This is a genomic window from Paracoccus thiocyanatus, assembly GCF_900156255.1.
Lineage (GTDB): Bacteria > Pseudomonadota > Alphaproteobacteria > Rhodobacterales > Rhodobacteraceae > Paracoccus > Paracoccus thiocyanatus.
Window position 1 is genome coordinate 90,358 of the sequence record NZ_FTMK01000011.1, and the last position, 17,662, is coordinate 108,019.

A 17,662-nucleotide genomic window follows, 5' to 3' on the forward strand; every position below is an offset into this window, starting at 1 on the left:
TTTGCCATGCGGCCCGTCAGGCCAGGTCGTCGTCGCCGACCGAAGTCGAGCTAAGATCGCCGCCGACCACGGTCATGTCGACGGTGTTGCCCAGCACGTTCGCACCCATGATGATGCTTTGGTTGAAGGCCGAGGTTTCCAGCAGCGCGTCGGCCGAGGCCGTCGAATAGCCGGTGATGAAGCCGTCATCGCCGTTGTTCGACCCCCAGGTGCCGGCATGGGCATAGCCGCCGTCACCGGACATCACCTGGCCACCATCGCCGCCATTGCCGCTGTTGGTGTTCATGCCGTCGCCGCCCACGGCATGGCCGCCGGTCGCGCCGGCCGCGCCGCCATAGCCGCCGGCGGTGCCGTTCGCGGCGCCGCCGATGCCATTGCCGCCAAGCGCGTCGCCATAGCCTTCGCCCATGCCATCGGCACGGCCGCCAGCACCGGCCGCGGACCAGACGGCGCCCAGGCCCGCGCCCCCGGCATCGCCCGAGGTCGCGTCGCCGGCCATGGCCGCAGCCGCAGACAATGCCGCGCCGATCCCGGCGCCCATGCCGCCGTCGCCGCCGGCCGCGCCCGCGCCGCCAGCACCGCCGTCGCCGGTCATGCCGCCATTGCCGCTGTCATTGTTGAGCCCCAGGCCGACCAGCCCCAGGCCAAGCGCCCCGGCCGGCCCGCCATCGGCCGCGCCGCTGCCGCTGCCCGCGCCCCCGGCACCGCCAGCGCCGCCGTCGCCGCCTGCGCCGGCACCAAGGCCCGCAGCCAGGCTGCCCGCCCCGGCATCGCCGCCATTGGCCGGGCCGCTAAGCCCCGCACCGATGCCTGCGCCAAGCCCGGCCGCATCGCCGCCATCGGCCGAGCCGCCATGCCCGGCGCCAAGGCCGATGCCCAGCGCGTCGCCGCCCGCGCCATCGCCGCCGATCGCGCCCGCAGCACCGCCGGCGCCGCCGCCGGCATGGCTGCCGGCCGCCAGGGCCGTGCCGCCATCGGCATTGCTGTCGCCCACGCCGCCATCGGCGCTGCCGCCAGTGCCGCCGCTGCCGCCGGCGCCGCCGGCGTCAATGCCGCGGCCCGCGGTCGCCGACCCGGCCGAAACGCTGCCGTTCTGATTGAAATCGGCATTGTTGCTGACGGTCGGATCGCTCAGATCGTCCTGATCGTTCATCGTCGCGGATTGCGGGATGATCATGCCGACATCGTTTCCGCCACCGCCCAGCGCATCGTTCAGCACATTGCTGATATTGATGTCATCGGTGCCGATGCTGATATTGCCGTCCCGGTTGACCAGGAAATCGCCCATGGTGCCATCGGCATTGTCCAGGTCGATATCGGCATAGTCGTTGTCGCTGGGCTCCCAGCCGTCCAGGTCCAGGCCGACGCTGACATTGGTCGAGACGTTGGTCTGGACATCGGTGTCGTTATAGGCGGCGTTCACGGCCTTGTTGTAGGCCTCGTTGGCCGCGTCATTGGCTGCCGCGTTGCCGGCGGCATTGTCGGCGGCGTTCGAGGCCTCGTTGCCGGCGGCGTTCGCCGCGGCATTGCCCGCCAGGTTCCCGGCCGCATTGCCCGCAGCATTATAGGCATGGGTTTCCGAGGTGCTGCTGTTGGCATTCGCGTTGGAATTGGCGTTGTCGTTGGAATTGCTCTGGCTTTGCGCCTGGTCCTGGCCTTGGCCCTGGTCCTGACCTTGGTCCTGGCCCTGACCTTGATCCTGGTCCTGGTCCTGCAAGTTCAACTGGCCTTGGCCCTGTCCCTGGCCTTGGCCCTGGTCTTGATCCTGTCCCTGGTCCTGGTCCTGATCCTGGCTGTCGATGGGCCAGGCAAAAAGATTCATGTTACGGCTACCGGACATGGTCGTTACCTCTTGTCAAAGGGCGGGTGGTCTGCGGCCGCAATCATTCTCAAGCGCGCATGCCCGCCTGGTTGTGGTGGATGAAAGGCAAGCCGGTTCCGGTCGCCGAGCCAAGGCTCACCGTCGCGACGGCACGACCGTCCTCGTCTTGCTGCTGATCCGGGACGGCTGCGCACCACCTCGCGCGGCTCCCGCCGGGCCGGCCGGGAAATCGCCCGCGGCCGACCTTCGAAAGGCTACGCCGCGCCCGGCGATTCGGCCTAGCTGCCCGAAAAGGCTAGGCCGGCCATCCCGCCGGCGGCACAGGTTCATAGCCGTTAAGCCGCGTTCCCCGGCTTTCCTGCCCGGAGGGATTAATCCTTTCCGGCAGGGTGCGCCGGCCCGTTTGCCAAGCGGTCGCTCAATTGCGGGCCGAGCCGGGGCCTGCACCACCCTGGATAGCAGGCCGCGCAACTTTACAACCAAACCATGGTGATTCGTGAACTAATCAGTCCATCTCGGCTTTATGGGATGCCGAAAACTTGATAGGGTGGATGGCGGCGGCCCCGGCCGCGGTGTGGGAAAATCCATACGCAAGAAGGTAGAAACGACATGAACCTGATCTCTTGCGATGGCGTATCGAGTGATATTCGCGCCTTGTCCAACCGGCCCGCGCGGGCCACGGCCGAGGTGCTGTTCGTCGGCACGCAGTGCAACTTTTCGCAAAGCCTGATTTCTGCGACCAGCCAGGAACTGGGGCATATCACCGTCGGCGCGGCGTCATCGCTTGGCGATGTCCGCGGCCTGACCGAAACGACCGGCGAATGGCCGTCCCTGCTGGTCCTGGACGAACCGACCATGCGCGGCCTGGCCCCCCAGGACCGCGCCTGCCTGCTGGGGCTGCCCGACATGGCGCTGGCCGTGGCTTTTTGCAGCAGCGCCTTTGCCCGCGCCTGCTACGAGGACGAGGGGCTGCGGCAGCGCATGATCAGTCTTTTCCCGCTGAATGTCAGGCTGGACGTCTGGCTGTCGGTGGTCAAGCTGGTGGCGCATGGCGGCAATTACATTCCGCCCGAGATCATGGCCACCGCCCCGGCCGCGACACCACCCGGCGCGGCCGGGGACGAAACCGGCCTGACCCAGCGCCAGCACGACGTGCTGCGCCTGGTCGCCGACGGCCAGTCGAACAAGCGTATCGCCCTGATGCTGGGGCTGTCGGTGCATACGGTCAAGCTGCATCTTCGCAATGCCAGCCAGCGTCTGGGCGCCCATAACCGCACCGATGCGGCGATGCGCTATCGCGCCCTGCGGCCGTGACCGCGCCGCCCGCCTCTGCCGCACCGGCCGAGCCTGGCCTGGACGCGATGCTGCTGCGGGTCGGGCGGCTGAACTATGCCTGGAGCAATACGGAAAGCCTGCTGATCCACCTGCTGGCCGGGTTGACGGGCATGGACAAGGCCGCCGCGGTAGTGGTGTTCCTGTCGGTGTCCTCGACCCGCGGCCGGATCGAGATGGTCGAACGCCTGGCGAAGCTGCGCCTGGGGGCCGGGCCCGAGCAGCAGGAGCTGCTGGACCTGACCGGGCGTTTCACCAAGCTTTCCGCGGTCCGGCACCGCTATAATCACAGCATCTGGTCCTTTCAGGAGGACGGCTCGGTCTCGACCATCCTGATGCGGATCGCCGACCGGCGCGACCGCATCCACATGGGACGCAAGCAGCCCCTGGGCGAGGACGAGATGCAGCGGCTGGACCGCGATCTGGACCTGCTTTCCCAGTTGAACCGCAACATCTGGCGCTTCTTGCTGAAATACCACTATCCGGTGGCCTGACAGGCACCGTCTTGAGCCCGCCGCGGCTTTGGCTAATCTGTCCGCGATGCGCGACAAGGGGCAAGCCATGGCGGAAATCATCCTGTTGACGGGCAAGGTCGCCCCCCTGTCCGGAAGCGGCCACGAAAGCGGTATCGACAAGCGGCAGGTGGCGCGGCCGCTGGCCCTTGGCACGGAGGGGTTCGAGGGCGACGAGCAGGCGGATCGGCGCGCGCATGGCGGGCCGGAAAAGGCCGTGCACCACTATCCCTTGGACCATTACCCGGCCTGGCGCCAGGAACTGGCGGCGCTGCGCCCGGCGGAACCACCGGGGGTTTCACACCCCCGGACCCCCGTGGGGTATTTGCAAAACGGAGAAGGCGCGGGCCTGCTGGATGCGCCCGGCGCCTTTGGCGAGAATATCTCGACCCAAGGGCTGACCGAGGCGGATGTCGCGGTGGGCGACATCTTCCGGCTTGGCAGGGCGCTGGTGCAGGTGTCGCAGGGCCGGCAGCCCTGCTGGAAGCTGAACCACCGCTTCGGCATCCGGGACATGGCGCGCCGCGTGCAGGAAAGCGGCCGCACCGGCTGGTATTACCGGGTGCTGGAGACGGGAATCGCCAAGCCCGGCGACCGGCTGGAACGCGTCGACCGCCTGGCGCCGGACTGGACGCTGCGCCGGCTTTGGCATGCGCTTTATGTGGACCGGCTGAACCAGGCCGAGCTGCGGGGCATCGCCGCGCTGGACGTCCTGGCCGAGGGCTGGCGGCGCCATGCCATCCGCCGCCTGGAAAGCGGCCAGGTCGAGGATTGGTCGAAGCGGCTGGACGGCCGCGCATGAGCCGGCCGCTGGTTGTCTCGATCCAAAGCCAGGTGGTGCTGGGCCATGTCGGCAATTCGGCGGCGGTCTTTCCGATGCTTGCGGCCGGGCTGGAAGTGGCGCCGATCCCCACGGTGATCTTTTCCAACACGCCCGATTACCAGACCCTGCGCGGCCGGGCGCTGCCGGCCGATTTCTTCGCCGATCTGTTGCAGGGGGCCTGGGACCGCGGCCTGCCGGAACGGGCGGATTTCCTGCTGACCGGCTATATCGGTTCGGCCGAGGTGGCGCGGCTGACCGCCGATTTCGTCGCCCGCGCCAAGGCGGCGAACCCGCGGCTGCGCTATTATTGCGACCCGGTGCTGGGCGACGAACAGCCTGGTCTTTACGTGCCCAGGGAAATCGCCGAGACCTTTCGCGACCGGCTGCTGCCCATGGCCGACATCGCCTCGCCCAACCCGTTCGAGGTCGCCTGGTTGACGGGCCAGCCCGTCGCCAAGCTGGCCGATATCCATCGCGCCGCGGCGGCCCTGCGCATGGCGCCCCAGGCGCAATTGATCGTCACCGGCTGCAAGCTGCGCGAAACCGCGCCGGGGATGCTGGAAAGCGTCATCCTGGGTCCCCAAGGCATGACCCGCCACCCGACGCCGCATCTGCCCGTCGCCCTGGCCGGGACCGGCGACCTGTTCGCCGGGCTGGTGATCGCGGGGCTGGGAACCGGGCGCAGCCTCGGTCCGGCGGTCGAATTCGCCCAGGCCCAGACCGCCCGCGCCCTTGCCAGGGCCGCGGAATTGGGCACCAAAGAGGTGGTGCTGTCGGACCCGGAATTCCGCCGCGCGTTGCTCTGCCCCTGAACGGCCTGCTTCTTTCGTGGGATAAATATCCTGGGGGAGTCGCGCCGCAGGCGCGGCGGGGGCAAAGCCCCCTATTCCCGGCGCAGCGCGTTCAGCAGCGCCGCGCCCAGGGCCCCCGGCTGTTCCTTGCCGGCGGGCGCGGCGGATTTCGGGCCTCGCGCCGGCTGGGGCTTGGGGCCACGCTCTTTCTGCGCATCGCGGGCCGTGGCGCCGCCATCCTTGCGCATGGTCAGGCCGATGCGCTTGCGGGCCACGTCCACCTCGGTCACGCGCACCTTGACCACGTCGCCGACCTTGACCACCTCGTTCGGATCCTTGACGAAACGGTCGGCAAGCTGGCTGATATGCACCAGCCCGTCCTGGTGTACGCCGATATCGACGAAGGCGCCGAAGGCCGCGACATTGGTCACCGTGCCCTCCAGCGCCATGCCGGGGTGCAGGTCGCCGATCGACTCGATGCCTTCGGCAAAGCTTGCGGTGACGAAGCTGGGGCGCGGGTCGCGGCCGGGCTTTTCCAGTTCGGCCAGGATGTCGCGCACCGTCGGCAGGCCGAAATGCGCGTCCACGAATTGTTCGGCGCGCAGCCCCTTCAGCGCCGCGCCCTGGCCCATGATCTGGCGGATGTCGCGGCCGCAGGCGGCGACGATGCGGCGGGCGACGCCGTAAGCCTCGGGGTGGACGGCCGAGGCATCCAGCGGCTCCTCGCCCTCGCGGATGCGCAAAAAGCCCGCGCATTGCTCGAAGGCGCGCGGGCCGAGGCCCGTCACCTTCTTCAAACCCGCGCGCGAACGAAAGGCGCCCGCGGCGTCGCGATGCGCGACGATGCTTTGCGCCAGCGACGGCCCCAGCCCGGCGACATGCGCCAAAAGCGGCGCCGAGGCGGTGTTCAGGTCCACCCCCACCGCGTTCACCGCATCCTCGACCACCGCCTCCAGCGTCTTGGCCAATTGCCGCTGGTCCACGTCATGCTGATACTGGCCGACGCCGATGGATTCGGGCGGCACCTTGACCAGTTCCGCCAGCGGATCCTGCAAGCGCCGGGCGATCGAGACCGCGCCGCGCAAGGACACGTCGAGGCCCGGAAACTCCTTGGCCGCCAGTTCGGATGCCGAATAGACCGAGGCGCCGGCCTCGCTGACGATCACCTTCACCGGCTGCTTCACCCCCTGGGGTAGGCGCTTCAGCACCTCGGCCACGAAACGCTCGGTCTCGCGGCTGGCGGTGCCGTTGCCGATGGCGATCAGTTCGATCTTGTGGCGGGTGATGGCGGCGGCCAGCGCGGCCTCGGCCCCGCGCAGGTCGGTTTTCGGCGGGAACGGGTAAAGCGTCGCCGTCTCGACCAGCTTGCCGGTGCCGTCCACCGCGGCCAACTTGACCCCGGTGCGGATGCCGGGGTCCAGGCCGATGGTCGGGCGCGGCCCGGCGGGCGAGGCCAGCAGCAGGTCGCGCAGGTTGCGGGCAAAGACCCGGATCGCCTCGGCATGGGCGCGGGTGCGCAGCTCGGTCAGCAGGTCGATATACATGGTATTGGACAGCCGCACCCGCCAGCACCAGCCGGCCACCTTGCGCAGCCAGCGGTCGCCGGGGCCGTCGCCCAGCCGTCCCAGGGCCGAGGCGACGATGCCCTCGGCCCGCGCCGCGCCGGTTTCCGGCTCGGGGGCGATCTCGATGGTCAGCACCTCTTCCTTGGCGCCGCGCAGGACCGCCAGCGCCCGATGCGCCGGGATCGCCGCCCATTTCTCGGACTGGTCGAAATAATCGCTGAACTTGGCGCCGACCTGTTCCTTGCCCGGCACCACCTTGGCGGAAATGATCGCCTCGGCCTGCATGAATTCGCGCAGCCGACCCAAAAGCGCCGCATTCTCGGACAGTTCCTCGACCAGGATGTCGCGCGCCCCGTCCAGCGCCGATTTCACCTCCGGCACCGCTTCCGAGACATAGCCCGCCGCCAGCGCCTCGGGCTCGGCGGCGCGGTTCTCCTGGATCGCGCGCAACAGCGGCTCCAGCCCGTTTTCGCGCGCGATCATCGCCTTGGTGCGGCGCTTGGGCTTGAAGGGCAGGTAGATGTCTTCCAGCGTGGCCTTGGTTTCCGCGCCGGCGATGGCGCGGCCCAGATCCTCGGTCAGCTTGCCCTGCCCCTTGACGGATTCCAGGATCGCCGCCCGCCGCGATTCAAGCTCGCGCAGATAGGCCAGGCGTTCGGCCAGCCTGCGCAACTGGGTGTCGTCCAGCCCGCCGGTCACCTCTTTGCGATAGCGCGCGACAAAGGGCACTGTCGCGCCCCCGTCCAGCAACGCCGTCGCCGCGGCCACCTGGGCGGGGCTGGCGCCGATCTCGGCGGCGATGGTGCGGGCGATGCGGTCGGTTGCGTCCACGGGCGGCATCCTTTGCTGACTGGAACGCCGTCTTAGACAAAACCGGCCGCCGATCCAAGCTTGGCGATGCGCCGGCCGCTCAGGACAGCCGCATCGCCGCCCGCATGCGTTTGTCGAACTGCGGATCCAGGCGCGGCATGCGCATGTCGCCCTTGGTCGTCTCCATCGCGCACCACAGGTTGGCGATGGCGACCCAGTTCAGGCCCAGGGGCGACTCGCCGGTCTCGACCAGCAGCAGGCGCCCGGCGCGGCGCTGGAACGCCACCCCCTTGAGCAGCGCGTCGGCATGACGCAGCACCGCATCGGAAAGATCGGCATCGAACTGCGCTTCTGCCATGGCCACAAAGCCGGAAAGATCGCCCTGGATGAACAGGCTCTGCGCCTCGATCAGGTAGCTTTCGCAGATCGAGAAGCCCTGTTCGCACCATTCCGCGATGGTCCCCGAAAAAGCACGGACGGCACCGCCAGCCTCGATCCCCGCCAGGGGCAGGAAAGCCAGAGCGCCGTTATTGCCTTGGGGATATTGCATGCCTGCGGCATGCGTGATCTTGCCATTTACCAGCATCACTCACCAACCAATAATAGAGACTACACAATGGGATACAATTAAAACGAACCGTTCGGTTCTGGCTAGTTGCCCTTTGAGACAGGTTAACAGAATCGGATGGTTTTATTTCAAGCCATTGGTTGGATGTGATTTTTCCGCAGCAAATCGTTATCCCGGCGAACACTCGCAGGTTGCAGGCGATTTTCGAATCCCTGACGGTGCAGGACAGGACGCCCCGCCCGCTATGACGCGGGGCAAGGTGGCACGCGGCCACGGCGGGCCGGCCGCCGACGCGACGCCCGGTGGACGCGCCGGTCGCGCTTTCGCTAGTCCATGCCGTCTTTGAGCGTTCGGGCGACATACCAGGTGATCGGCAGCGCGATGATTGCGCCCGCCGCGGCCGCCAGCAGAATGGCGCGCGTATCGTAAAAGCCCATGGCCAGAACGATGGTGACGCCGATCCCGGCGAGCGTCGTCAGGCTGATGGACAGCAGCATGATGAAAAGACGGGTCATTTCAATCCCCCAGACCAATTACCCGTCCATCTTGGGGCATATCCCGCGGCAGGGCGCTTTGACAGGGATCAAAACCGCATCAGGTCGCAGGCTTGTCTGGGCCGGCGGGGCCGTCCGCTTCGCAAAGGCCGCAAACGCGGCGCGGCTTTTTTGAACGGAGCATTTACCGATTGGTGCGGGTGGAGGGACTTGAACCCCCACGCCTTTCGGCGCCAGAACCTAAATCTGGTGCGTCTGCCAATTTCGCCACACCCGCAATGGCGCGCTGTCTAGCAAAGCCATGGCGCACATGCGAGGGGTAATTTCAACCGCCCAGCCCGCGCAGCAGGGCAGGCAGCGCCTCGGGCAGGTCGTCGGCGATCAGGCCGGGGCCGAAAGCGCGCGCCGCCGCGGCGTGAAGCCGGGCAGACGTCGCCGCCGCATCCAGCGCCGGCAGGCCGCGGGCCAGAAGCCCGGTGATGATCCCCGCCAGCACGTCGCCCGCGCCCGCCGTCCCCAGCCAGGGCACGTCAAAGGCGGAATGGAGGCGCGCCCGCCCGTCGGGGGCGGCGATCACCGTGTCCGGCCCCTTCAGCAGCACCACAGCACCGCAGCGCGCCGCCGCGTCGCGGGCAGCGTCCAGGCGCGAATAAAGCGGCCCGCGCATGGCATCCAGCGCCTCGCGATAGGCGGCCTGCCGGGCCTGGTGGCGCGCCCACTGGCCCGGCTCGGCGGCCTCGGCGGCGGGCGGGCGCGGATGGTCAAGGCGCGCGGCCAGATCGGGAAAGACGCGCCCGAACTCGCCCGCATGCGGGGTCAGCACGCAGTCCCGGTGCAACAGCGCCATCAGGCCGGGATCGCGCGACAGGGCGGTCAGCGCATCGGCATCCAGCACCGTCGCCCGCCCCGCGCCCAGGATCGCGGGCAGCAGCGCCGCCGCGCGCTCGACCCCGCAGCCGGGACCGATGCAAAGCGCGTTGATCCGACGGTCCGCCAGCATGTCCCGCAGCCCGGCCGCATCGTCCACGCCTTGACGCATCAGCGCGTCGGGCGGGCCGGCATGGTCCGGCAAGGCGCCGGATGGCGGCGCAAGCGTCACCAGCCCGGCGCCGATGCGCAAGGCGGCGCGGGCCGACAAGCGCGCCGCCCCGCCGCGGGCCAGCCCCCCGGCGACGATCAGCGCGTGGCCGTGGCTGAACTTGTGGCCGCCGCCGGCCTGTTCCTTGCGCAGCCACGATGCCTCGGATCTTGCGCGGGCCGGATTGCGGCGGGAATCGGGAATGGCAAAGTCGGGCCAGATGGCTTCGACGGCGGGATAGCGGATGCCCCGCGACAGGGTCCCGTCGGCATTGCGGTTGCGGACCCGCCACGCCGCCAAGCCGATATCGGCGATGACCAGTTCGCCGCAGCATTCCGGCCCGCGCTCCAGCAGGTGCCCCGGCTTGGGACTGTCAAAAGCGATGGTCAGGCGGGCGCGCGGGTCATGGCTGCCGGGCTTGCGCGGACGGCCGGGAAAGGCGCCGCTGTCCAAGCATAGCCCGCTGGGACAGTCCACAGCCACCAGCCTTTCGCGGAAGAATGCCCAGTCCCCGCCCGAGCCGCCCAGATAGGCCAGGATCGCGGCGATCTCGCCCTGGGGCGGGCGGGTCAGGCCGGTGCCGAAGATTGCGTCCACATAGACATCGGCATCGGGACCGGCGCGCAGCGCGTCCCTGGTCAGGGGCAGGATCGGCCCAAGCGCCAGCCATTCGGCCTTCATCCGCGCCGCGTCCGGGCCGGGGGCGTTGTCGAGCCCCAGCACCCGCACCCGCCAGCCCGCCTGGTGCAGATACCGCGCCACCACATAGCCGTCGCCGCCATTGTTGCCCGGACCGCACAGCACCGTTGCCCGGCCCGGCTTGGGCCAGCGCAGGCGGATCTGGCCGGCGACGGCGCGGCCCGCCCGCTCCATCAGTTCCTGTCCTGTCACCTGACCGCTGGCCATGGCGGCGGATTCGATGGCGCGCATTTCCGCGGTCGTCAGGATCTCGGCACCGTGCAGCATGATGATTGCCTAATTTATGATCGGGCTGCATGAATTATATGCATATCGCCCCGGCAGAGGCGATGGCCCCGGCCATCCTGCCCCTGCCCCATTTACCCGCATCATCAAACCGGCCAATCAGGTCCCAGGCAAGTCGCGAAAGAAGGATCAGGCGATGAAGAAAGTCGAAGCCATCATCAAGCCCTTCAAGCTGGACGATGTGAAAGAGGCCCTTCAGGAAGTCGGCGTCCAGGGCCTTTCGGTCACAGAGGTCAAGGGCTTCGGCCGGCAAAAGGGCCATACCGAGCTTTATCGCGGCGCCGAATACGTGGTGGATTTCCTGCCCAAGGTTAAGATCGAACTGGTGCTGGCCGACGACATGGTCGAGGCGGCCGTGGACGCCATCATCTCGGCCGCCCGCACCGAAAAGATCGGCGACGGCAAGATCTTCATCCTGCCGGTCGAGCAGGCGATCCGCATCCGCACCGGCGAAACCGGCGACGACGCCCTCTGACCCGCGGCCCGGCAAAGCCGACAGGATATATCTTGCCTGGCCGCAGCGCCGGGCAAACCGATGAAGAAAGGTTCCAAATGACAGTCAAGGACGTTCTGGATCTGATGGCGGCGGAAGAGGTCGAATATGTCGATGTCCGCTTCACCGATCCCAAGGGCAAGTTGCAGCATGTGACGCTGGTCGTCGATCTGGTGGACGAGGACTTTTTCGAGGAAGGCTTCATGTTCGACGGCTCTTCGATCGCCGGCTGGAAGTCGATCGACCAGTCCGACATGAAGCTGATGCCGGACGCATCCTCGGCCTATATCGACCCGTTCTATGCCGAAAAGACCCTGTGCGTGCATTGCAACGTGGTCGAGCCGGACACGGGCGAACCCTATGCCCGCGATCCCCGCGGCACCGCGCTGAAGGCGGAAGCCTATCTGAAATCCAGCGGCATCGGCGACACCGCCTATTTCGGCCCCGAGGCCGAGTTCTTCCTGTTCGACGACGTGCGCTATTCGGTGACGCCGCAAAAGGTCGCATTCGAGCTTGATTCGGTCGATGCCGCCTGGAACACCGACACGGTCTATGAAGTCGGCAACCAGGCCCATCGCGCGGCCCACAAGGGCGGCTATTTCCCGGTGAACCCGGTCGACGCCGCCCAGGACATCCGCGGCGAGATGCTGTCCACGATGAAGCGCATGGGCATCAAGGTCGACAAGCACCACCACGAGGTCGCCACCGCCCAGCACGAGCTTGGCATGATCTTCGGCGGGCTGGTCGAACAGGCCGACAACATCCAGAAATACAAATACGTCATCCACAACGTGGCCGCCGCCTATGGCAAGACCGCGACCTTCATGCCCAAGCCGATGAAGGGCGACAACGGTTCGGGCATGCATGTGAACATGTCGATCTGGAAAGATGGCAAGCCCCTGTTCTCGGGTGACAAATATGCCGATCTAAGCCAAGAGGCGCTGTGGTTCATCGGCGGCATCCTCAAGCATGCCAAGGCGCTCAATGCGCTGACCAACCCGTCCACCAACAGCTACAAGCGGCTGATCCCCGGCTTCGAGGCGCCGGTGCTGCGCGCCTATTCGGCCCGCAACCGTTCGGGCTGCGTGCGCATTCCGTGGACCGAATCGCCGAAAGCCAAGCGGGTCGAGGCGCGTTTCCCCGACCCGGCCGCCAACCCCTATCTGGCCTTTGCGGCGCTGTTGATGGCCGGGCTTGACGGGATCAAGAACAAGATCGACCCCGGCCCGGCCTCGGACAAGGATCTGTATGACCTGCCGCCCGAGGAACTGGCCGAGATCCCGACCGTCTGCGGCAGCCTGCGCGAGGCGCTGGAAGAGCTGGAAAAGGACATGGACTTTCTGCTGGCCGGCGACGTCTTCACCCGCGACCAGGTCGAGGGCTATATCAAGCTGAAATGGGAAGAGGTCTATGCCTATGAGCATACCCCCCATCCCATTGAATATGCTATGTATTATAGCTGCTGAACCGCAGCGCCGGAACCCACGGGAAAGCCGCCTTTCGGGGCGGCTTTTTCATTTCCCGAACCGGGATACCGGCGGACCGGTGCCGCGCGGCCGGCAGGCAGGGGCCGCCGAGTCCACATCCCGGAACCAGCCCGTGCTTTGGGATGCTCCGCCGGATAGTTCTCAATAGGTCAATTTGTCTGCAAAATGGGTGGAACTCGGGGCGCAAAACCGGCTATAGTGCCCTGGCGCCAGACGTATGGCGTTCTGGTCGCAAAACGTGCGGGCATCCGTCTTCTGGGGTCGGCGGATGCCTGGTTTCCAGCCTACGGCATGGGCGCAGCCCTGCCTGCTACAGGATGTTATAATGCCTTATTTCACTAAGATACCCGACGCGACTATCGACCTGGAGGCCGAGACCCCGGTCCTGGGTCTGGGGAACAACCTGCTGCTGAATGAACTCAGCGGCTCTACGCCGTTCGCTCAGTACGACCTCGGCGGCTCGCCCCCCCCCCCCCCCCCCCCCCCCCCCCCCCCCCCCCCCCCCCCCCCCCCCCCCCCCCCCCCCCCCCCCCCCCCCCCCCCCCCCCCCCCCCCCCCAGATAACACACTATCCCTAGGGGAGGAGGTTTCGCTGGTAGACGGCGACGGCAAGCCGCTGCTGTCGGACGGCACCTTTGCCGGCACCGGCACGCTGTCTTCGGCGGCGGTCGGGGTGAACGTTCTGGGGCTCGCCAAGCTGACGGTGCAGTTGAACCCGATCGGCGGCTCTTTCGTCGTCGATGGCGAAGACACTTATTTCCTTACCGACCAGCCCCTGGACAAGGACCATATCAGCGTCAGTATCACCGGCACCCTGCTGGGGCTACCGCTTAACCTGGCGAATGTGAACATCTCGGAGCTTGGCGACCATCTGAGCGGCTCGGTCCTGTCTGCGGTGCAGGGCCTGCTCGACACGCTGGTGGTCAACGTCGCCTACAATCCCGCCGGTACGCTGGCCCTTGACGATGGCGACATCTTCCCCTGCTTCACCGCCGGCACCCTGATCGACACGCCCCATGGCCCGGTTCCGGTCGAAAGCCTGTCGGTCGGCGACCTGGTGCTGACGGCCGATCACGGCCCGCAGCCGGTCCGCTGGATCGGCCGCCGCCGCTTTTCCGCGGAACGGCTGGCCGCGCATGAGGCGCGGCTGACGCCCATCCGAATCAAGGCCGGTGCGTTGGGGCCGAACGTGCCCTTGGCGGATCTGGTCGTCTCGCCGCAGCACCGGATCCTGCTGCGTTCGCGCGCGGCGCTGCGGATGTTCGGCACCAACGAAATCCTGGCCGCCGCCAAGCAGCTTTTGCAGATCGACGGCGTCGATCTGGCTACGGACCTGCCCGAGGTGGAGTATGTCCATATCCTGTTTGACCGGCACGAGGTGGTCTGGGCCAATGGCACCGCGACCGAATCGCTGTATCTGGGTCCGCAGGCCCTTGCCGCCCTGCCCCCCAAGGCGGTCGAGGAAATCCTGGCCATCTTTCCCGAACTGACCGAGCGCACCCATGTTCCAGAAGGGGCGCGGATGCTGGTTTCGGGGCGCAAGGCGCGCAAACTGGCCAATCGCCACGCCAAGAACGGCCGGCCGCTGGTCCTGGCCTGACGCGGCAACAGCCTGGCAGGGGCCGTCACGGCCCCTGCCGCCGCAGTTGCGGGTCCGGAGCCTTGCCGCTAAAACCCCGGCAAACCCCCAGGAGGTCCCATGATCCCGCGCTATGCCCGCCCCGAAATGACCGCCATCTGGTCGCCCGAGACCAAGTTCCGCATCTGGTACGAGATCGAGGCGCATGCCTGCGACGCCCAGGCCGATCTGGGCGTGATCCCGCGCGAGAATGCCGAAGCCGTCTGGCGCGCGAAGGACGTCGAATTCGACGTCGCCCGCATCGACGAGATCGAGGCCGTGACCAAGCATGACGTCATCGCCTTCCTGACCCATCTGGCCGAACATATCGGCAGCGATCAGGCGCGCTTTGTCCACCAGGGCATGACCAGCTCGGACGTGCTGGACACCACGCTGAACGTGCAACTGGTGCGCGCCGCCGACATCCTGCTGGCCGACATGGACCGCGTGCTGGCCGCGCTGAAGCGCCGCGCCTATGAGCACAAGGATACCGTCCGCATCGGCCGCAGCCACGGCATCCATGCCGAGCCCACGACCATGGGCCTGACCTTTGCCCGCTTTTACGCCGAAATGGCGCGGGGCAAGGCCCGGCTGGAACGCGCCCGCGACGAAGTGGCGACCGGGGCCATTTCCGGCGCGGTCGGCACCTTCGCCAATATCGACCCCGCGGTCGAAGACCATGTCTGCGCGAAAATGGGCCTGCGCCCCGAGCCGATCAGCACCCAGGTCATCCCGCGCGACCGCCACGCGATGTTCTTCGCCACGCTGGGCGTGATTGCCTCCAGCATCGAGAACGTCGCCACCGAGATCCGCCACATGCAGCGCACCGAGGTGCTGGAGGCCGAGGAATATTTCAGCCCCGGCCAAAAGGGCAGCTCGGCCATGCCGCATAAAAGGAACCCGGTCCTGACCGAGAACCTGACCGGCCTGGCCCGTCTGGTGCGCATGGCCGTGGTCCCGGCGATGGAGAACGTGGCGCTGTGGCACGAACGCGACATCAGCCATTCCTCGGTCGAGCGCGGCATCGCGCCGGATGCGACGATTACCCTGGACTTCGCCCTGAACCGCCTGGCCGGTGTCATCGACAAGCTGGTGGTCTATCCCGAAAACATGCTGAAGAACATGAACAAGTTCAATGGCCTGGTCATGTCGCAGCGCGTGCTGCTGGCCCTGACCCAGGCCGGCGTCAGCCGCGAGGATGCCTATCGCCTGGTCCAGCGCAATGCGATGAAGGTCTGGGAACAGGGCGCCGATTTCAAGACCGAACTGCTGGCCGATGCCGAGGTGACGGCGGCGCTGTCCCCCGCCGAGATCGAGGAGAAATTCGACCTGGGCTATCACACCAAGCATGTCGACACGATTTTCGCCCGCGTTTTCGGTGAAAGCGGCGCGCATTAACCGCCTGTTCGCTTTTTGCTGCCAGATTGCCCCTGAGAAATTGGAATCGGGGGCAATCCATGGGTGTGCCGGCGCTTGAAACGACGGCGGGGCTCAGCCCGCGGCAAAAGGCTGCGGTGATCGTGCGGCTGGTGCTGGCCGAAGGCGGGGACATCGACCTTGCCCGGCTTCCGCCGGAATTGCAGACCGACCTGGCGCAGGAAATGGCGCTGATGGGGATGATCGACCGCGACACCCGCAATGCCATCGTGGCCGAGTTCTGCGACCGGCTGGAAGGCGTGGGCCTGTCCTTTCCCGGCGATATCGACGGCACGCTGGATCTGCTGGACGGGCATCTGTCGCCCGACACCACCGATCAGCTGCGCCGGCTGGCGGCGCTGAACGGCGCGGGCGATCCCTGGGACCGGATTGCCGCTATGACGCCCGCCCTGCTGGCCGAACTGGCCCGCACCGAAGCGGTCGAAATCGCGGCGGTGATGTTTTCCAAGCTGCCAGTGCCGCGCGCGGCCGAAGTGTTCGGCCTGCTGGACCAGGAACGCGCGCGCCAGATCGCCTATGCCATGTCGCTGACCGGCGGCATTGCGCCTGCGGCCCTGCAACGCATCGGCCGGGCGCTGATCCAGGCGGCCGACGCCGTGCCCCAGCCGGCACTAGAGGGCAAGGCGGGCGAAAAGGTCGGCGCCATCCTGAACTTTTCGCCGTCCAGCATGCGCGACGGGGTGCTGGCCGGCCTGGAAGACGACGATGCCGCCTTCGCCGGCGAGGTGCGCAAGACCATCTTCACCTGGGCCCATATCCCGCGCCGGATCGACCGGCGCGACATTTCGCGCCTCATGCGCGAGGTAGACAATCCCGTCCTGCTCAAGGCGCTGACGGGCGCGCGGGGCGCGGCGCGCGAAACGGCCGAGTTCCTGCTGGGCGGCATCTCCTCCCGCCTGGCCGAATCGATGCGCGAAGAGATGGAGGCGCTTGGCAAGGTCTCGGCCCGAGACGCAGAGGAGGCGATGGACCAGGTGGTGATCACCATCCGCCGCATGGAGGCGGCGGGGGATCTGTTCCTGATTGCCCAGGAACCCGAGGAAGAGGCGCAGGAAGACGGGGAAGCCCCACCCGGCTGACGGGGGCTTCTCGGCAAGACCGCTGGCCGGCGATCCCCGACCTGTCCCATCCTGTTGCGGCACGACCCACCGGCGCGCCGCGTTCCGGCACCGGGGTCCTGTCGCCAAGGCGGCCGCGATCCCTTGTCGGACGGTGCGGCGCCCGCGCATGATCACCCAGCTCCCGCGCCAGATCCTGCAAGCGCCAAGGCGGCGGTGAAGGCTTGCCTCGTTCCCGGCTCTGCCCTAGCAGGGGACGGCGGCCGGGACCGGCCGCAAGGGCGCAAGCAGGGGCGGAACATGACAAATCAGATCGCGCTGGTGCTGGGCCTTCTGATCCTGGGGCTGTTCGCCGCCGATGCGCTGGTGCTGCATTGGGGCCTGCCGGTGCTTTTGGGCAAGGAATTGGCCAGCATGATCGAATATCTCAGCTTCTGGCACTAGGCTGCGGACTCATAATTCCTCATCCACAGCCTTGAGCATGCCATGAGGACGGCGGCGAGGTAGTTTTCCGCCGTCTTCTCGTATCGGGTGGCGATCTTTCGGAACTGCTTGAGCTTGGAGAAGAACCTCTCCACGAGGTTGCGCTGGCGGTAGAGGACCGGATCGACCTGCCGCTGCACCTTGCGGTCGCGTTGGGTCGGGATATGGCCGCGTCCGCCGCGCGCCGCGATCAGGTCGAGCACGGCGCGGGCATCGTAGCCGCGATCGGCCACCACATCGCCGGGTCGAGGATGCGTCGCCAGAAGCTCCTCGACCGCCGCCTTGTCGGACGCCTGCCCGGCAGAGA

16 protein-coding genes and 1 tRNA gene are annotated in these 17,662 nt (G+C 67.5%); 10 read left to right on the plus strand and 7 right to left on the minus strand.

Going from position 1 to position 17,662, the window contains the following annotated elements:
• Nucleotides 1-16: 16 nt before the first annotated feature.
• Nucleotides 17-1,822 carry a hypothetical protein gene (locus tag F3H32_RS10060; protein ID WP_149765736.1) on the minus strand — a complete coding sequence of 602 codons (1,806 nt, stop codon included), beginning with the start codon at nt 1,820-1,822 and terminating at the stop codon, nt 17-19.
• 609 nt (nt 1,823-2,431) lie between these two features.
• On the opposite strand from F3H32_RS10060, the gene F3H32_RS10065 reads away from it, so the two are divergent.
• From F3H32_RS10065 to pdxY, 4 genes are all read left to right on the plus strand, one after another.
• Nucleotides 2,432-3,136 (plus strand): helix-turn-helix transcriptional regulator, encoded by a 705-nt coding sequence (locus F3H32_RS10065; protein ID WP_149765737.1) that lies wholly within the window; start codon nt 2,432-2,434, stop codon nt 3,134-3,136.
• Nucleotides 3,133-3,648, plus strand: a complete 516-nt coding sequence (locus F3H32_RS10070) for a hypothetical protein (RefSeq protein ID WP_223191406.1) — start codon at nt 3,133-3,135, stop codon at nt 3,646-3,648. The genes F3H32_RS10065 and F3H32_RS10070 overlap by 4 nt, the downstream gene beginning before the upstream one ends.
• Nucleotides 3,649-3,715: 67 nt before the next feature.
• Nucleotides 3,716-4,468 (plus strand): MOSC domain-containing protein, encoded by a 753-nt coding sequence (locus F3H32_RS10075; protein ID WP_149765738.1) that lies wholly within the window; start codon nt 3,716-3,718, stop codon nt 4,466-4,468.
• Nucleotides 4,465-5,301 (plus strand): pyridoxal kinase, encoded by an 837-nt coding sequence (gene pdxY, locus F3H32_RS10080; protein ID WP_149765739.1) that lies wholly within the window; start codon nt 4,465-4,467, stop codon nt 5,299-5,301. The genes F3H32_RS10075 and pdxY overlap by 4 nt, the downstream gene beginning before the upstream one ends.
• 71 nt (nt 5,302-5,372) lie before the next feature.
• On the opposite strand, the gene F3H32_RS10085 is transcribed toward pdxY, so the two are convergent.
• The 5 genes from F3H32_RS10085 to F3H32_RS10105 all read right to left on the minus strand — a co-directional run bounded on the left by F3H32_RS10085 (nt 5,373) and on the right by F3H32_RS10105 (nt 10,761).
• Complete coding sequence (locus F3H32_RS10085; RefSeq protein WP_149765740.1) at nt 5,373-7,685, minus strand: Tex family protein; 2,313 nt, start codon at nt 7,683-7,685, stop codon at nt 5,373-5,375.
• A 70-nt stretch (nt 7,686-7,755) separates the two neighbouring features.
• Complete coding sequence (locus F3H32_RS10090; RefSeq protein WP_223191407.1) at nt 7,756-8,205, minus strand: hypothetical protein; 450 nt, start codon at nt 8,203-8,205, stop codon at nt 7,756-7,758.
• A 344-nt stretch (nt 8,206-8,549) separates the two neighbouring features.
• The gene (locus F3H32_RS10095; protein WP_149765741.1) at nt 8,550-8,738 is read right to left on the minus strand and encodes a hypothetical protein; all 189 of its coding nucleotides are present in this window, start codon (nt 8,736-8,738) and stop codon (nt 8,550-8,552) included.
• 171 nt (nt 8,739-8,909) lie between these two features.
• Nucleotides 8,910-8,994 (minus strand) — tRNA-Leu (locus F3H32_RS10100).
• A gap of 48 nt (nt 8,995-9,042) precedes the next feature.
• Nucleotides 9,043-10,761 (minus strand): NAD(P)H-hydrate epimerase, encoded by a 1,719-nt coding sequence (locus F3H32_RS10105; protein ID WP_223191408.1) that lies wholly within the window; start codon nt 10,759-10,761, stop codon nt 9,043-9,045.
• A gap of 154 nt (nt 10,762-10,915) precedes the next feature.
• On the opposite strand from F3H32_RS10105, the gene F3H32_RS10110 reads away from it, so the two are divergent.
• The 6 genes from F3H32_RS10110 (at nt 10,916) to F3H32_RS17715 (ending at nt 17,316) form a co-directional block, all read left to right on the plus strand.
• Nucleotides 10,916-11,254 (plus strand): P-II family nitrogen regulator, encoded by a 339-nt coding sequence (locus tag F3H32_RS10110; RefSeq protein ID WP_115756996.1) that lies wholly within the window; start codon nt 10,916-10,918, stop codon nt 11,252-11,254.
• A gap of 77 nt (nt 11,255-11,331) precedes the next feature.
• Nucleotides 11,332-12,738, plus strand: a complete 1,407-nt coding sequence (gene glnA / locus F3H32_RS10115; RefSeq protein ID WP_115756994.1) for a type I glutamate--ammonia ligase — start codon at nt 11,332-11,334, stop codon at nt 12,736-12,738.
• A gap of 694 nt (nt 12,739-13,432) precedes the next feature.
• Complete coding sequence (locus tag F3H32_RS10125) at nt 13,433-14,359, plus strand: Hint domain-containing protein (protein WP_223191409.1); 927 nt, start codon at nt 13,433-13,435, stop codon at nt 14,357-14,359.
• Between the two features lie 99 nt (nt 14,360-14,458).
• Nucleotides 14,459-15,775 (plus strand): adenylosuccinate lyase, encoded by a 1,317-nt coding sequence (purB, locus tag F3H32_RS10130; RefSeq protein ID WP_149765742.1) that lies wholly within the window; start codon nt 14,459-14,461, stop codon nt 15,773-15,775.
• 59 nt (nt 15,776-15,834) lie between these two features.
• Nucleotides 15,835-16,893 (plus strand): flagellar motor switch protein FliG, encoded by a 1,059-nt coding sequence (locus tag F3H32_RS10135; RefSeq protein ID WP_149765743.1) that lies wholly within the window; start codon nt 15,835-15,837, stop codon nt 16,891-16,893.
• 279 nt (nt 16,894-17,172) lie between these two features.
• Entirely contained in the window at nt 17,173-17,316 is a 144-nt protein-coding gene (locus F3H32_RS17715) for a hypothetical protein (protein ID WP_188128639.1), read from the plus strand.
• On the opposite strand, the gene F3H32_RS10140 is transcribed toward F3H32_RS17715, so the two are convergent.
• Nucleotides 17,313-17,662 (minus strand): transposase (locus F3H32_RS10140; RefSeq protein WP_223191410.1); only part of this gene is annotated, 350 nt, incomplete at its 5' end. The genes F3H32_RS17715 and F3H32_RS10140 overlap by 4 nt on opposite strands.

Excerpts from the sequence above, each read along its gene's own strand:
- F3H32_RS10060 (WP_149765736.1), bottom strand. The coding sequence starts at position 1,822 with ATGAATCTTTTTGCCTGGCCCATCGACAGCCAGGATCAGGACCAGGAC.
- F3H32_RS10065 (WP_149765737.1), top strand. The coding sequence starts at position 2,432 with ATGAACCTGATCTCTTGCGATGGCGTATCGAGTGATATTCGCGCCTTG.
- F3H32_RS10075 (WP_149765738.1), top strand. The coding sequence starts at position 3,716 with ATGGCGGAAATCATCCTGTTGACGGGCAAGGTCGCCCCCCTGTCCGGA.
- pdxY (WP_149765739.1), top strand. The coding sequence starts at position 4,465 with ATGAGCCGGCCGCTGGTTGTCTCGATCCAAAGCCAGGTGGTGCTGGGC.
- F3H32_RS10085 (WP_149765740.1), bottom strand. The coding sequence starts at position 7,685 with ATGCCGCCCGTGGACGCAACCGACCGCATCGCCCGCACCATCGCCGCC.
- F3H32_RS10090 (WP_223191407.1), bottom strand. The coding sequence starts at position 8,205 with ATGCAATATCCCCAAGGCAATAACGGCGCTCTGGCTTTCCTGCCCCTG.
- F3H32_RS10095 (WP_149765741.1), bottom strand. The coding sequence starts at position 8,738 with ATGACCCGTCTTTTCATCATGCTGCTGTCCATCAGCCTGACGACGCTC.
- F3H32_RS10105 (WP_223191408.1), bottom strand. The coding sequence starts at position 10,761 with ATGCTGCACGGTGCCGAGATCCTGACGACCGCGGAAATGCGCGCCATC.
- F3H32_RS10110 (WP_115756996.1), top strand. The coding sequence starts at position 10,916 with ATGAAGAAAGTCGAAGCCATCATCAAGCCCTTCAAGCTGGACGATGTG.
- glnA (WP_115756994.1), top strand. The coding sequence starts at position 11,332 with ATGACAGTCAAGGACGTTCTGGATCTGATGGCGGCGGAAGAGGTCGAA.
- purB (WP_149765742.1), top strand. The coding sequence starts at position 14,459 with ATGATCCCGCGCTATGCCCGCCCCGAAATGACCGCCATCTGGTCGCCC.
- F3H32_RS10135 (WP_149765743.1), top strand. The coding sequence starts at position 15,835 with ATGGGTGTGCCGGCGCTTGAAACGACGGCGGGGCTCAGCCCGCGGCAA.
- F3H32_RS17715 (WP_188128639.1), top strand. The coding sequence starts at position 17,173 with ATGACAAATCAGATCGCGCTGGTGCTGGGCCTTCTGATCCTGGGGCTG.